The organism is Streptomyces sp. NPDC002926 (genome assembly GCF_053591755.1).
Genome location: NZ_JBSFUK010000007.1, coordinates 29,543 through 43,377, shown reverse-complemented (window position 1 = coordinate 43,377; position 13,835 = coordinate 29,543). Strand labels below are relative to the sequence as shown.

Sequence of the window (13,835 nt, the reverse complement as noted above, 5' to 3'; positions counted from 1 at the left end):
GGGGAGCGGTTGTCGGCCTTGATCCCGCGGCGGGCGGCGCGGCGGCGAACGGCGGTCCGCCGCCGCGAGCACCGGACCCGTCGCCGCGGCGCCGGTGATCAGCGGCCGCACATGGTCTCGAACCAGGCCCGGCGGGCTACTTGAAGAACGCGATGCCGTCGTCCGGGAGATCTCCGAGGTCCTTGGCCCACTCCTCGACCTGCTCCGGCGAGACGACCTTCTTCAGATGCGCCGACATGTACGGGCGCAGCGGGACCTCCGGAGTGGACTTCTCGCCCACCCACATCAGGTCGCCCTTCACATAGCCGTAGAGCCGCTTGCCACCGTTGTACGGCCCCGAGGCCCCGGTGCGCGCGACCGCGTCCGTCACCAGGTCGATCTGCGGCTTCTGGTCGGCGAGCTCGCCGTACCAGATCTCGACGATGCCCTGGTCACGGGCCATGACGACCTCGACCTTGCGGTCGGAGTCGATACGCCAGTAGCCGGTCTCGGACTCCAGCGGACGGACCTTCTTGCCCTCGGCGTCGAGGACCCAGGTGTGCGAGACGTACTCGACGAAGTCCCGGCCGTCGTGGCTGAAGGTGACTTCCTGGCCGAAGTTGCACTTCTCGGCGCCGGGGAAGTCGGAAACACCCGCACCCTCCCAGGTACCGAGGAGGAAGGCGAGGGGGACGAGGCCCGGGTTCAGGTCGGACGGAATCTCGATCATGAGGAGCTCTGGCGATCTGTAGAGATACGGGGTGACGGGCGCGGAGCGGCGCTGACTAACGCTGGCCCTGGTAGAGCTTCTTCACGGTCAGACCGGCGAAGGCGGCGACGCCGACGCAGACCAGGACCAGCAGGGCTTCGAAGAATGCCTCAAGCACGGGGTGCTCCTCGGATGTGCGGTGTGGGCGGTAAGGGCCGGGTCCCAGCCTAATGGGTGGGGTCACGGAGATCTCCGCGAGGTGGCGGCACGCGGGGTCTGCCCGGGCAGTTGGTGCCGTGGAACACCATCCGGCTGGATGGGGACGCCGGGCCCGCCCTTGCTCGACGGGACGATTCGGCGCTGCCGTGTCGCACGCGGCGATGCGGCGGACCCGCGGGCAGCGGACCCGCGGGCGGCGGACCCGCGGGCGGCGGACCCGCGGGCGGCGCACGGGGCTCCGTCCCCCGCGCATTACAGTTCGGAGCATGGCGAAGAAGCTCGTGATCAAGGTGACCGCCGGGGCCGATGCGCCCGAGCGATGCTCGCAGGCCTTCACGGTGGCGGCCGTCGCCGCGGCCAGCGGTGTGGAGGTATCGCTCTGGCTGACCGGTGAGTCCGCGTGGTTCGCGTTGCCGGGCCGCGCGGCCGAGTTCGAACTGCCGCATGCCGCGCCGCTGCCGGATCTCATCGAGACGATCCAGGCGACCGGGCAGATCACGCTCTGCACGCAGTGCGCGGCCCGTCGGGACATCACGGAGAAGGACGTGCTCGAGGGCGTACGGATCGCGGGCGCGCAGGTCTTCGTCAGCGAGATCGTGCCGGACGGCGTCCAGGCGCTCGTCTACTAGCGGGCTCGTCCGTCAAGCGTGCCGCCGGGCCGGTTCGTCCGTCAGCGGGCCACCGAACCGACCTGTCCACCATCGGGCTACTGGGACCGGCGCTTCTTGCCGTCCAGTTCGTCCCACCACTCGTCGGACTTCGGGTCCCCCGACGGGTCGTCCCACCAGCGGTCCTCGGGGCCGCGCGCATTCGCGAACATCGCGGCGAGCGGCGGGATGACCATGGCGACGAAGCACATGCCGACGGCGACGGGAATCGACCAGAGACGCACGACGGCCCACGCGGACACGAAGAGGAAGACGCATCCGCCCATCAGCAGGAAGTAACCACGCCGGCGTCGCGCGTACATACCTCCAGCGTACGGCCGGCGACGCGGACGACCGAAGAGCCGCACCCCGATCAGGAAGCGTCCAACCCCCTGGGGTGCGGCCCTTCGGCCAGTACCTGGTGAGTCAGACCGCGATCGCGACCTCGGCGAGGCCACCGGTCTGCGCGACGACCGTACGGTCCGCCGTGCCACCCGGGACGAGCGCGCGCACCGTCCACGTGCCCTCGGCCGCGTAGAAGCGGAACTGTCCGGTCGCCGAGGTCGGGACCTCGGCGGTGAACTCGCCGGTCGAGTCCAGCAGGCGCACATAGCCGGTGACGGGCTCGCCGTCACGGGTCACGCTGCCCTGGATGGTCGTCTCGCCGGGCTTGATCGTCGAAGCGTCGGGGCCGCCGGCCTTTGCTCCACACATAGAGGCTGTCCTTTGTGAGCGGGGAGGAAGGGAGAGAGGGGTTACTTGTTGGCGCCGAGCTCGATCGGCACGCCGACGAGGGAGCCGTACTCGGTCCACGAACCGTCGTAGTTCTTGACGTTCTGGACGCCGAGCAGCTCGTGCAGGACGAACCAGGTCAGCGCGGAACGCTCACCGATGCGGCAGTACGCGATGGTGTCCTTCGCCAGGTCGACCTGCTCCTCGGCGTAGAGCGCCTTGAGCTCGTCGTCCGACTTGAAGGTGCCGTCGTCGTTGGCGTTCTTGGACCACGGGATGTTGCGCGCGGACGGGATGTGGCCCGGACGCTGCGACTGCTCCTGCGGGAGGTGCGCCGGGGCGAGCAGCTTGCCGCTGAACTCGTCGGGGGAGCGCACGTCGACCAGGTTCAGGTTGCCGATCGCGGCGACGGCGTCGTCGCGGAAGGCGCGGATGGCGGTGTTCTGGGCCTGGGCCTTGTACTCGGCGGCCGGGCGGCTGGGGACCTCGGAGCCGTCGACCAGGTCGCGGGAGTCGAGCTCCCACTTCTTGCGGCCACCGTCGAGGAGCTTGACGCTGTCGTGGCCGTAGAGCTTGAAGTACCAGTAGGCGTACGAGGCGAACCAGTTGTTGTTGCCGCCGTAGAGGACGACGGTGTCGTCGTTGGCGATGCCCTTCGCCGAGAGGAGCTTCTCGAAGCCCTCCTGGTCGACGAAGTCACGGCGGACCGGGTCCTGGAGGTCGCTCTTCCAGTCGATCCGCACGGCGTTCTTGATGTGGTTCTTGTCGTACGCGGAAGTGTCCTCGTCGACCTCGACGATGACGACCTTCGGGTCCTCGATGTGGGCCTCGACCCAGTCGGCGTCTACCAGGACGTCGCTGCGGCTCATGCTCTTTCTCCTCCGGGGCAGTGTGCGGCGGGTGGTACGAAGAGGGGTGTGCGGGTACGCGCAGCGCGCGGCCTACCGGCACGGTGGGTGGCCCTGACAACGGTCGAAGGGCCCGGGGGATACGGGAGTCGGGCTCCCGCTCAGAAAGTGCGACAGAGCATGGCGGCGACGCGGCACAGGTCTACTGCCCGCCGCTTCGTGAGATCCGCCTGTCGCTTCATGGGTCCGATCGTAGGGACGATTCGGCTGCCATGTCACCGGCGTGTCGGATGCTGAGACGCGATCATCCACTATGCGGGACGCCATCCACCCGGACCCGTCCCGCGCCCGCCCTCATGGCACCGCGCGCCCTTATGCCTTCTACCCAGCGGACACAGCCGTCTCACCATGCGGCCAGAGGGTGGCAAGGAAGCGACTCACCCTGCGACCGGAGGGCGGCAAAGAGGCGACACGGAGGCGGCAAGAAGTCGGGCACAAGGCCATCCGGCCCGTCTCGTTGCCCTGGCAACATCGGCCGGCCGAGGACCGCCAGTCGGGCCGGCCCGCCAGTCCGGCCGGCCCGTCAGCCCGCCAGGGAGACGTTCGTCCCCGTGCCCGAGAACCGCAGTCCGCCGTCCGTCGCCTGGACCTTGTCCAGCTTGATGCTCGACGGCATCCCGTCAATCTTCAGGTCGTAGTCGATGACCTTGCGCAGCTTCTCTTCGAAGCCCGGCACCGGCAGCGTCGGCAGCGACTCGGCCCGCAGCTGGACCGTACTGCCGCCCTTGAGCGCGACCGTGCTGTACGTGCTGACCGTGCGGCCCGCGAGCAGGCCCTTGAAAGCGCCCGGCACCTGGATGCCCGCGCCGTCGAGCAGGTCCGTGAGCGGCCCCGTGACCTTGACCTGGCCCTTGGCGGCCCGGTCGGCGCCCGCGTAGCCGACGGTGGCGCCCTTCGGCGCGGCCTTCGTCAGATCGGCGTAGGAGATCCGGGCGGAACCGTCGGCCCGGTCCGCGACGGCGGAGGAGAACGTGCTGTCGATCTTCACGTTGCGCAGCTCGGCCTTGACCTCGGTGACGTTGACTGAGTGGCCGCCCGCGGTGGCGGTGATACCGGCGAGGCCGACGTCGACCTCTTCGAGTTCCTTGCCCGCCACCTGAGTGAGGAAGGGGAAGCCCTTGATGGAGATCTCCGGCGTCGAGCTCAGCCCCTGGCTGCTCTTGATCTTGTCGGCCGCCTCCGACTCGGCCAGGTTCACCGCGATCCGGTCCGCGGCGACGAAGATGCCGCCGAGGATCACAGTGATGATCAACAGTATTCGCAGTGCGCGCATTGCTCGGTGTCCCCCACCCTGGTCTGTCCGGCCCCCCGTGACGCCCGCGAGCCTAGACGAGTCCGGACGACGACCTCTGCTCATTGATCGACGACTGACGCCCGTTTTTGGTTCCTGCGCGATCACCCGAGAGCGCGGCCGATCAGATAGACCGCGGGGGCGGCGGCGGTCAGCGGCAGGGCCACGCCCGCCGTCATATGGACAAAGCGGGACGGGTAGTCGTAGCTCGCCACCCGCAGGCCGACCAGCGCGCAGACGCCCGCGGCAAGACCCAGCAGCGCACCCTTGGAGCCGATGTCGGTCAGTCCGCCTGCCGCGATGCCCGCACCGGTCGCGGCGAGCAGTGACAGGACGACGGAGGCGACGCCGGGCAGCGGCAGCGCGCGGACCAGGACGGCCACCGCGACCGCGATCCCGCCCACCACCACGGCGTCGTCCGCGGCCGCGAGATGCCCGGCCGCCAGGATCGTGAGCGCGGCGGACGCGACGGTCGCCATCAGTCCGGACATTCGCTCGTCGGCGTCCGCGTGACTGCGCAGCTGGAGCACGAGGGTGAGCAGCACCCAGACACCGAGCGTGCCGATGATCGCGGCGGGCGCGTTCTCCCGGCCGGTGCCGAGCAGTACGGCGTCGGTGGCGAGGCCGCCCGCGAAGGCGAGCGCGATGCCCTGCCGGGCGGGCCACATGCCGTTGAGCCGGAACCATCCGGCCGCGGTGACGGCCTGCAGCAGCACGAGCGGTACGAGCAGGGCGTACGAGCCGATGGCCGCGCCGCCGGCCAGCAGCAGTCCGAGGACGGCGGTCAGCCCGGCGGGCTGCATGCCCGGCGGGATGACCGGCGAGCGGCCCTCGGCGCGGGCGCGCTGGGCGTCGGTGATCCGGGCGTTCCCGACGGTGGTCGGGGCGCTGTACCCGGCGGTGCCCGGTGCGGCCGAGCCGCCGGCCGCGGTCGGCGGCTCCTGGGCGGCGGGGGCGGGGGCCGGCGCCTCGGGCGGCAGCGGGTACGCGCCCTGCGGCGGCAGATACGGGGAGTCGGCGGCGGACTGCGCGGGCCGCACGCCCGGCTGGTACTGCGTGTCCCAGGTCTCGGCCTCCCACGTCTGCGTCGCGCCGGAGTCGTGCAGCGGCTGCTGGTACGACTGCTGATACGGCTCCTGGTACGGCTGCTGCGGTTCGTACGGATACTGCTGATCGCTGCTCATGTTGTGCGGTTCACCCTCCTGCGAACGGCGGGAGCACCTCGACCGTGCCGCCCTCGGCAAGCCGTACGGTCTCATGGCCGCGGGTCCCGACGGGGGCACCGTCGACGAGGAACGAACACCGTTGCAGTACACGCGTCAGCTCACCGGGGTGCCGTTCGCGCACCGCGTCGAGCGCCTCCGCGAGCGTTCCCGCCGCGTACGGCTCCTCCGCGAGGCCGGCCGCCGCCTTGGCCGCGGCCCAGTAGCGGATGATTCCCGCTGCCATGTCGGCACTCCTTTCATCGGCTTCCATGATGGGCTACTCGCCGAGCAGCCAGACCGCGAGGCGGCCGAGCAGCACGTCGTCCGCGGCGTTCTCGGCGTGGCCCATGCCCGGCTCCAGCCACAGCTCGGCCTGTCCTTCGCGGGCCGCGGCGGCGAGCATGCGCGGATGATCCAGCGGAAAGTAGGGGTCGCGGTCGCCGTGCACGATCAGCAGCGGCGTAGGGGCGATCAGCGGCACGGACTCGACCGGCGAGAGCGGGACGGGATTCCACCCCTCGGGATGGATACGGGTGCCGAGTCCGAAGCGGCCGACGACACGACCCAGCGGACGGCTGATCACCCAGTGCAGCCGCCGCATGGGGGCCGTACCGCGGTAGTACCAGCGGGCGGGGGCGCTGACGGCGGCGACCGCGTCGGTCTGCGCTTCTTTGCGCCCCCCGTGCATCGCTGCGTGCCCGAGCACCACCGAGCCGCCCATGGAGAAGCCGACGGTCACCACACGGGTGTGGCCCAGAGAACGTGCCCACTCGACCGCCGCAGCGAGATCCAGCACCTCGCGGTCGCCGACCGTGGAGCGGCCGCCCGAGCCGCCGTGCCCCCGGAAGGAGAAGGTCACCACGGCCGCATGCTGCGCGAACACCCCCGCCGCGCGCCGCACGGCGGGCCGGTCCACGGACCCCGTGAAGCCGTGTGCGATGACAATCGCGGTGCCGGCGGAACCGGCCGTACACGGCTCGTACACCGCCTCGATACAGACCCCGTCGTCCGTACGGAGAATCGTCCTGAGGGGTGGGTACGTGAGCGAGGAAACAATTGATCTGCGGAAAGGACCCTCTGACCCGGAGCTCATGTGGGCTATTCTGCTGGGAAGAGGATCCGGGCAACGAAGCCCCCGGGTCCTTTTGTGTTTCCTGCCCGTTGTTACAGGCAGGTGAACGGCGGCCCCGGGGCGCGGGACCGCCACGTACGAAGCAGAGCCGCAACGTCCTCGCAGGGACCGAGGAGGAACCGACGTTATGGGCCAGCGAACCGTGCACGACCGTAGGACGATCAGGGCAGGTGGGGCGCGATGAGCTCACTGCTGCTCCTGACCAATGCCCTCCAGCCGTCGACGGAGGTGCTCCCCGCTCTCGGACTTCTGCTGCACAACGTGCGGGTCGCCCCCGCCGAAGGCCCCGCCCTCGTCGACACCCCGGGTGCCGACGTCATCCTGGTCGACGGCCGCCGAGACCTGCCGCAGGTCCGGTCGCTGTGCCAGCTGCTGCGGTCCACCGGACCCGGCTGCCCGCTGATCCTCGTCGTGACGGAGGGCGGTCTCGCGGCCGTCACCGCGGACTGGGGCATCGACGACGTACTGCTGGACACGGCGGGTCCGGCCGAGGTCGAGGCCCGGCTGCGGCTGGCGATGGGCCGTCAGCAGATCACCACGGACGACAGCCCGATGGAGATCCGCAACGGTGATCTGTCGGTCGACGAGGCGACGTACAGCGCGAAGCTGAAGGGGCGGGTCCTGGACCTGACCTTCAAGGAGTTCGAGCTGCTCAAGTACCTCGCGCAGCACCCGGGGCGGGTCTTCACCCGGGCCCAGCTGCTCCAGGAGGTCTGGGGCTACGACTACTTCGGCGGTACGCGGACGGTCGACGTCCATGTACGGCGGCTGCGCGCGAAGCTCGGTCCGGAGCACGAGTCGCTCATCGGGACCGTGCGCAACGTCGGCTACCGGTTCGTCACGCCGGAGAAGGTCGAACGCGCTGCCGAGGAGGCGAAGGCCAAGGCAGCGGCGAAGACCGCCGCGGAGTCCGCGGCACGGGCGGCGGCCGAGTCCGCGGCCCGGGTCGCCGAGTCGGTCCCTCGTACGGAGGACACGGCCACGCCGCAGGAAGCGGGCGTACGCCCTGCCCAGAGGTAGGTCACCCCGCGTAGACTGCCGCGCGTGGCCAAGGTGACGCGGGACGACGTAGCACGACTGGCGGGGACTTCGACCGCGGTCGTCAGCTACGTCATCAACAACGGACCCAGGCCGGTCGCCCCGGCCACGCGCGAGCGGGTACTCGCAGCGATCAAGGAGCTGGGGTACCGGCCCGACCGGGTTGCCCAGGCGATGGCCTCGCGGCGGACCGACCTCATAGGCATGATCGTGCCGGACGCACGGCAGCCGTTCTTCGCGGAGATGGCACACGCGGTCGAACAGGCCGCGGCGGAACGCGGAAAAATGGTCCTCGTCGGGAACTCCGACTACCGCGACGAGCGCGAGGTCCACTATCTGCGGGCCTTCCTCGGGATGCGCGTCTCCGGTCTGATCCTGGTCAGCCAGGGCCCGAGCGAGCGGGCGGCCGCGGAGATCGAGGCGTGGGACGCGCGGGTGGTGCTGCTGCACGAGCGCCCCGAGGCCATCGACGACGTGGCCGTCGTCACCGACGACGTGGGCGGCGCGCAGCTGGCGACGCGGCATCTGCTGGAGCACGGGCACCCGTACGTCGCCTGCCTCGGCGGCGTCGAGTCGACCCCGTCCGTCGGCGACCCTGTTGCGGACCATGTCGAGGGCTGGCGCCGGGCCATGCTGGAGTCGGGCCGTTCGGTGGAGGGACGGCTGTTCCAGGCGCCGTACAACCGCTACGACGCGTATCAGGTGGCGTTGAAGCTGCTCGCGGGCCCGGAGAGGCCGCCGGCGATCTTCTGCTCGACGGACGACCAGGCGTTCGGTGTACTGCGGGCGGCACGGGAGCTGCGGATAGACGTGCCGGGCGAGCTGGCGGTGGCGGGCTTCGACGACGTCAAGGAGGCGGCGCTGACGGACCCGCCGCTGACAACGATCTCCTCGGACCGCCCGGCGATGGCGCGGGCGGCGGTGGACCTGGTGCTGGACGACGGCTTGCGGGTGGCGGGTTCGCGCCGGGAACGGGTGAAGCAGTTCCCGTCGGGCTTGGTCATCCGCCGATCCTGCGGCTGCGGATAGCCTCCGGCGGGCTGCGGGGGTCTTGCGGCCCGGGCCCGTGCCTCCGGCGAGGTGCGGGCTGCCTCCGGCGAGGTGCGAGGCCCAGGGGTGCGGGCCTCCGGCGGGGTGCGGGTTGCCTCCGGCGGGGCGGGGTCTTGTCGGGTGCGGGCTCCGGTGCCCCTCCGGGCTCGACTCCTCGGGGTCGGCGGCGTACAGGGTCTTGGTGCGTGACCCCGGTTTTGCCGCCAATCCCCTGCGGGGCCGACCCTGCACGGCCCCTCCCCACCAGGACGGGACTCGCTCGGGCCACCGGGGGGGCAGCGGTCCGCCGGTGGAAACCACCCACCCACACCAACCACCAACGCCCCCGGCCCACCCAGGCCACATGACCGGGTGAGACGCGGTTCGCCGGTGGAAACCACCCACCCACAGCAACCACCAACGCCCCCGGCCCGCCCAGGCCACATGACCGGGCAACTGACGGGGCCGACCCTGCACGGCCCCTCCCCACCCGGACGGGACTCGCTCGGGCCACCGGGGGGGTCAGCGGTCCGCCGGTGGAAACCACCCACGGACACCAACCACCAACGCCCCCGGCCCACGCTCACCACATGACCGGATGACTCGGCAACCGGTTTCTGTCTGGCTTCTCAGGGCCTCCTCAGCCCGCTCTCATCTACGTGTCCGACAGTCATGCCATGACGGACTACTACCGCCGAAGCGGCGACGAGGTCTACCAGCAGCAGCCGTACACCACGGGCGGATACCCCCCGCCTCCGCCGCATCAGCCCGCCCCGCCGGTCACCGTATGGCCCGGGGACGGCGGCGCCGGGTATCAGCCGCCGGGCGGGGTTGTGCAGGCCGGTCCCGTCGGGGGGCCCGCGCACCGCGCCAGGGCCAAGCGGCCCGTCGCCCTCATCGCCGCCGTCGCCATCGTCGCCGCGGTCGTCGGCGGCGGCGCGTCCGTACTGGCTCAGCGGCTCACCGACACCGGTACCAGCGGCAGTGGCAATGGCGTGGCCGGCACCAATGTGTCGCGGAGCAGCACCGGCACCGTCGCCGGCGTCGCGCAGGCCGTGTCGCCGAGCATCGTCGAGATCGGTGCGACCTCCTCCGCCGGGCAGTCCACCGGTTCCGGCGTGATCATCACCTCGGACGGCGAGATCATCACCAACAACCACGTCGTCTCCGGGGCCGACTCCGTCAAGGTGAAGCTGAGCAACGGCAAGACGTACACCGCCAAGGTCCTCGGCACCGACCCGGGCAAGGATCTGGCCCTGATCAAGCTGGAGGGTGCTGGGGGTACCTCCCGGGCCGATGGCTCCGGGGGAGGTCTGAAGCCGGCGGCGCTCGGCGACTCCAGCAAGGTCAAGGTCGGCGACGAGGTCGTCGCCATCGGCTCGCCCGAGGGCCTGACCGGGACCGTGACCAGCGGAATTGTCTCCGCGCTGAACCGCGATGTCACCGTCGCGAAGGAGCAGGACCAAGGACAGCAGCAGCAACAGCAGGGCGGCGGCTGGCCCTTCGAGTTCGGCGGGCAGCAGTTCAACGGCGACACGGGCTCGTCGAAGACGACGTACAAGGCCCTCCAGACCGACGCCTCCCTCAACCCCGGCAACTCCGGCGGCGCCCTCATCAACATGAACGGCGAGATCATCGGCATCAACTCCGCGATGTACTCGCCCAGTTCGGCCACCGGATCCACCGCGGGCAGCGTCGGTCTCGGCTTCGCCATCCCCGTCGACACGGTCAAGGCCGACCTGGACGACCTGCGCTCAGGCGGCGGCAGCTGAGTGCGTGCGAGGCTGATGCCATGACGACCCCCCGTGACGAAGGCGACCGCATCCTCATCGTCGACGACGAACCCGCCGTCCGTGAGGCGCTCCAGCGCTCTCTCAGCTTCGAGGGGTACGGCACCGAGGTCGCCGTCGACGGCGTGGACGCCCTCGCCCGGGCGGAGGCGTACTCGCCCGATCTGATCGTGCTCGACATCCAGATGCCCCGGATGGACGGCCTGACCGCGGCCCGCAGACTGCGCGCCGCCGGATCGACGACGCCCATCCTGATGCTGACCGCGCGGGACACGGTCGGCGACCGGGTGACGGGGCTCGACGCGGGGGCGGACGACTATCTGGTGAAGCCGTTCGAGCTGGACGAACTGTTCGCCCGGGTGCGGGCGCTGCTGCGGCGCAGTTCGTACGCGACGGCCGCGAGCGCCGCCACCGACGACGATGTGCTGGCCTTCGCCGATCTGCGAATGGACCTGGTGACCCGCGAGGTCATGCGCGGCACGCGCCGGGTGGAGCTGACGCGTACGGAGTTCACGCTCCTGGAGATGTTCCTCGCGCACCCGCGTCAGGTGCTCACCCGGGAACAGATCCTCAAGGCCGTATGGGGCTTCGACTTCGAGCCCAGTTCGAATTCGCTGGACGTGTACGTGATGTATCTGCGGCGCAAGACGGAGGCGGCCGGCGAGCCGCGCCTGGTCCACACGGTGCGCGGCGTGGGCTACGCGCTGCGGTCGGGCGGCGTGGAGTGATCAGAAGGTTCCGTACGCTGCCTCTGCGGTCCCGGCTGGCGCTGCTGGTGGCCGTGGCGGTGGCGGTGGCGGTCGCGGCGGTGTCCGTCGCCTGCTGGCTGCTGACCGGTTCCCAGCTGCGCGGCGAACTCGACACCTCCCTGCGGAACACCGGTGCCCCGGAAGGCACGGTGCAGCAGGCCCTGATCGCCTGTCGCGCCTCGCGGAGCGAGACTGCCGACGCGCCCGCCTCGGGGTTCGCGTACATCCAGATCGTCGGGTCGCGCGGGGAACGCTGCGTCGCGCCGGACTCGCAGCCGGTGAAGGTCCAGGCGCCGGACGTCGCCGTCGCGGCGGGCACCCGGCGCGACACACTGCACGACAGCGTCACCGACAAGGGCGCCTCGGTACGCGTCCGCACCACTCTGGTCCCGCTCGGCCCGCAGTGGGGCACGGTCGCCGTCTCCGTCTCGCGTCCGCTGGCGGAGATCGAGGCGTCGCTGAACCGGCTCGCGCTGCTGCTCACCGCCCTCGCGGGCATCGGCGTGCTGGGCGCGGGCGCCGCCGGTCTATGGGTCGCGCGGACCGGTCTCAAGCCCGTCGACCAGCTCACCGAGGCTGTCGAGCATGTCGCCCGTACCGAGGATCTGACCGTACGCATTCCGGTCGAGGGCGAGGACGAGATCGCCCGGCTGTCCCGGTCGTTCAACTCCATGACCGCCGCGCTCGCGTCCTCGCGGGACCGGCAGGCGCAGCTGATCGCGGACGCCGGGCACGAGCTGCGTACGCCGCTGACCTCGCTGCGTACGAATATCGAGCTGCTGGCGCGCAGCGAGGAGACCGGCCGGGCGATCCCGCCCGCGGACCGCACGGCGCTGATGGCCTCTGTCACGGCGCAGATGACCGAACTGGCCGCGCTCATCGGTGACCTGCAGGAGCTGTCCCGGCCTGACGCCGTCCACCCCGAGCCGCTGAAGGTCGTCGCGATGCACGAGATCGCCGAGGCCGCGCTGGAGCGGGCCCGGCTGCGCGGCCCCGAGCTGGCCTTCACGGCGGACCTGGCGCCCTGGTACGTCCGCGCGGAGCCCGCCGCGCTGCAGCGGGCCGTGGTCAATGTCCTGGACAACGCGGTGAAGTTCTCGCCGCCGGGCGGGACGGTCGAGGTGGCTCTGAGAGGCGGCGAGCTGACGGTACGGGACCACGGCCCCGGTATCCCCGCCGATGAACTCCCTCATGTCTTCGAGCGGTTCTGGCGCTCGCCGTCCGCGCGCGCTCTGCCGGGGTCGGGGCTCGGGCTGTCGATCGTGGCCCGTACGGTCCAGCAGTCGGGCGGCGAGATCGTGCTCGTTCCGGCGGCGGGCGGCGGTACGCGCGCGGTGATACGGCTGCCGGGGGCGGCGACCCCGCCGCCCGTCCGGTCAGTTGTGCCGGATGAGTGAATCGACCAGTCCCGAGCGGGTGTTGGGGAAATCGAAGGGCACGATGCCGAGCCCCTTCCACCCGCTCGCCTCGGAGCCGCCGATGAACGAGTGGACCCGCGGATTGAGGTTGTCGGAGTTCCAGCGCGGCGGCAGATACGCCGAGGTGCTGACAAAGTTGATGTACAGCTTGCCGGGCTGCTGGGCCGCCTTGCGGAAGTGGGATTCGATCTTTGGGTACTTGGCGTTCGGCGCGGCGTTCCAGTCGTCCTGGATGTCGAAGAGGTTCCCGTCGCCGTAGCGGACGCCGGGCAGTCCGCCGTTGTCGCCGAGCAGCACGACCTTGCCGCGCGCCTGGCCCAGTGTCGGCAGCCCGTCGCCGATGCGGAACAGCGAGCGCCAGCCCTTGTCGTCGAGGTAGATGTCGAAGACACGGCGGAAGGCGGCGTCGCTCTCCTGCGAGTACTCCTGTTTGACGCGCATCAGGACCGTCTCGGAGGGGTGGGCGGCGAGGAAGTCCCGGCAGGCGATGAGCACATCACCGAACATCAGGTTCTGGTAGAACGCCCCGTGATGGATGGCGTAGGAGTCGCCCGTGATGCGGCACCGTACGTCCAGGAAGCGGATGCCGCTGTTCAACTGGTCCGCGATGGTGGTGTTCTGGCACTCCGTCCAGAGCCCGCCGAAGCGCGCGCCCGAGTCATGGGTGCCGGGGATCGTCAGCCGCGCCAGGGCGGTCGAGTCGCCGGCGCCCGCCATCCAGTCCTGTGCGGACAGGGTGCGTCGCGGTGCGGCGAACGCCGGTGCGCCGATGAGGGCGGTCGCGGAGACTGCTGCCGCACCCGCGAGAAAGCTCCGTCTGTCCATGGTCCGGGATTATGGCGGGGTCACGTCAAGAATGACCAGGGTCATTACCCGCCAGTCAGAAGTGGCCGGATCCAGCCTCTGCCGGGCCGGAGCCTCAGGCCGAGCCGGCGGGCGAGGGCTCGTGGTGTCCCGCACCGCCCCGACAACGCCGGTGGGGCGGCAGG

At 70.8% G+C, this 13,835-nt stretch carries 16 protein-coding genes; 6 read left to right on the top strand and 10 right to left on the bottom strand.

The window, feature by feature from the left end:
• Positions 1-136: 136 nt before the first annotated feature.
• Positions 137-709 (bottom strand): FABP family protein, encoded by a 573-nt coding sequence (locus ACWDZ6_RS14995; protein ID WP_366734175.1) that lies wholly within the window; start codon positions 707-709, stop codon positions 137-139.
• A 464-nt stretch (positions 710-1,173) separates the two neighbouring features.
• On the opposite strand from ACWDZ6_RS14995, the gene ACWDZ6_RS14990 reads away from it, so the two are divergent.
• Entirely contained in the window at positions 1,174-1,536 is a 363-nt protein-coding gene (locus ACWDZ6_RS14990; protein WP_366734174.1) for a DsrE family protein, read from the top strand.
• A gap of 77 nt (positions 1,537-1,613) precedes the next feature.
• Here the strand turns inward: ACWDZ6_RS14990 and ACWDZ6_RS14985 are convergent, their stop codons facing one another.
• The 8 genes from ACWDZ6_RS14985 to ACWDZ6_RS14950 all read right to left on the bottom strand — a co-directional run bounded on the left by ACWDZ6_RS14985 (position 1,614) and on the right by ACWDZ6_RS14950 (position 6,783).
• A complete protein-coding gene (locus ACWDZ6_RS14985) occupies positions 1,614-1,877 on the bottom strand; it encodes a DUF3099 domain-containing protein (RefSeq protein WP_351446919.1) in 264 nt (87 codons plus the stop codon).
• A gap of 103 nt (positions 1,878-1,980) precedes the next feature.
• A complete protein-coding gene (locus ACWDZ6_RS14980) occupies positions 1,981-2,268 on the bottom strand; it encodes a DUF1416 domain-containing protein (RefSeq protein ID WP_018101653.1) in 288 nt (95 codons plus the stop codon).
• Positions 2,269-2,309: 41 nt separating this feature from the next.
• Positions 2,310-3,155 carry a sulfurtransferase gene (locus ACWDZ6_RS14975; RefSeq protein WP_451503170.1) on the bottom strand — a complete coding sequence of 282 codons (846 nt, stop codon included), beginning with the start codon at positions 3,153-3,155 and terminating at the stop codon, positions 2,310-2,312.
• 140 nt (positions 3,156-3,295) lie between these two features.
• Positions 3,296-3,376, bottom strand: a complete 81-nt coding sequence (locus tag ACWDZ6_RS14970; RefSeq protein ID WP_350310325.1) for a putative leader peptide — start codon at positions 3,374-3,376, stop codon at positions 3,296-3,298.
• Positions 3,377-3,717: 341 nt separating this feature from the next.
• Positions 3,718-4,467, bottom strand: a complete 750-nt coding sequence (locus tag ACWDZ6_RS14965) for an LmeA family phospholipid-binding protein (RefSeq protein WP_451503169.1) — start codon at positions 4,465-4,467, stop codon at positions 3,718-3,720.
• Between the two features lie 122 nt (positions 4,468-4,589).
• The gene (locus ACWDZ6_RS14960; protein WP_451503168.1) at positions 4,590-5,744 is read right to left on the bottom strand and encodes a hypothetical protein; all 1,155 of its coding nucleotides are present in this window, start codon (positions 5,742-5,744) and stop codon (positions 4,590-4,592) included.
• The gene (locus ACWDZ6_RS14955; RefSeq protein ID WP_326650870.1) at positions 5,680-5,934 is read right to left on the bottom strand and encodes a MoaD/ThiS family protein; all 255 of its coding nucleotides are present in this window, start codon (positions 5,932-5,934) and stop codon (positions 5,680-5,682) included. Before ACWDZ6_RS14955 ends, ACWDZ6_RS14960 begins: the two co-directional genes overlap by 65 nt.
• A 33-nt stretch (positions 5,935-5,967) precedes the next feature.
• The gene (locus tag ACWDZ6_RS14950) at positions 5,968-6,783 is read right to left on the bottom strand and encodes an alpha/beta hydrolase family protein (RefSeq protein WP_451503167.1); all 816 of its coding nucleotides are present in this window, start codon (positions 6,781-6,783) and stop codon (positions 5,968-5,970) included.
• A 219-nt stretch (positions 6,784-7,002) separates the two neighbouring features.
• Between ACWDZ6_RS14950 and ACWDZ6_RS14945 the strand changes: the two genes are divergently transcribed.
• The 5 genes from ACWDZ6_RS14945 (at position 7,003) to ACWDZ6_RS14925 (ending at position 12,825) form a co-directional block, all read left to right on the top strand.
• Positions 7,003-7,842 (top strand): response regulator transcription factor, encoded by an 840-nt coding sequence (locus ACWDZ6_RS14945; protein WP_366734169.1) that lies wholly within the window; start codon positions 7,003-7,005, stop codon positions 7,840-7,842.
• Between the two features lie 24 nt (positions 7,843-7,866).
• Positions 7,867-8,889 carry a LacI family DNA-binding transcriptional regulator gene (locus ACWDZ6_RS14940; RefSeq protein WP_326650874.1) on the top strand — a complete coding sequence of 341 codons (1,023 nt, stop codon included), beginning with the start codon at positions 7,867-7,869 and terminating at the stop codon, positions 8,887-8,889.
• 677 nt (positions 8,890-9,566) lie between these two features.
• Positions 9,567-10,661, top strand: a complete 1,095-nt coding sequence (locus ACWDZ6_RS14935) for a S1C family serine protease (protein WP_451503166.1) — start codon at positions 9,567-9,569, stop codon at positions 10,659-10,661.
• A 20-nt stretch (positions 10,662-10,681) separates the two neighbouring features.
• The gene (locus ACWDZ6_RS14930) at positions 10,682-11,407 is read left to right on the top strand and encodes a response regulator transcription factor (RefSeq protein ID WP_451503165.1); all 726 of its coding nucleotides are present in this window, start codon (positions 10,682-10,684) and stop codon (positions 11,405-11,407) included.
• Complete coding sequence (locus ACWDZ6_RS14925) at positions 11,404-12,825, top strand: sensor histidine kinase (RefSeq protein WP_451503164.1); 1,422 nt, start codon at positions 11,404-11,406, stop codon at positions 12,823-12,825. Before ACWDZ6_RS14930 ends, ACWDZ6_RS14925 begins: the two co-directional genes overlap by 4 nt.
• On the opposite strand, the gene ACWDZ6_RS14920 is transcribed toward ACWDZ6_RS14925, so the two are convergent.
• Complete coding sequence (locus ACWDZ6_RS14920) at positions 12,805-13,671, bottom strand: phosphatidylinositol-specific phospholipase C (RefSeq protein ID WP_451503163.1); 867 nt, start codon at positions 13,669-13,671, stop codon at positions 12,805-12,807. The genes ACWDZ6_RS14925 and ACWDZ6_RS14920 overlap by 21 nt on opposite strands.
• Positions 13,672-13,835: the final 164 nt, after the last annotated feature.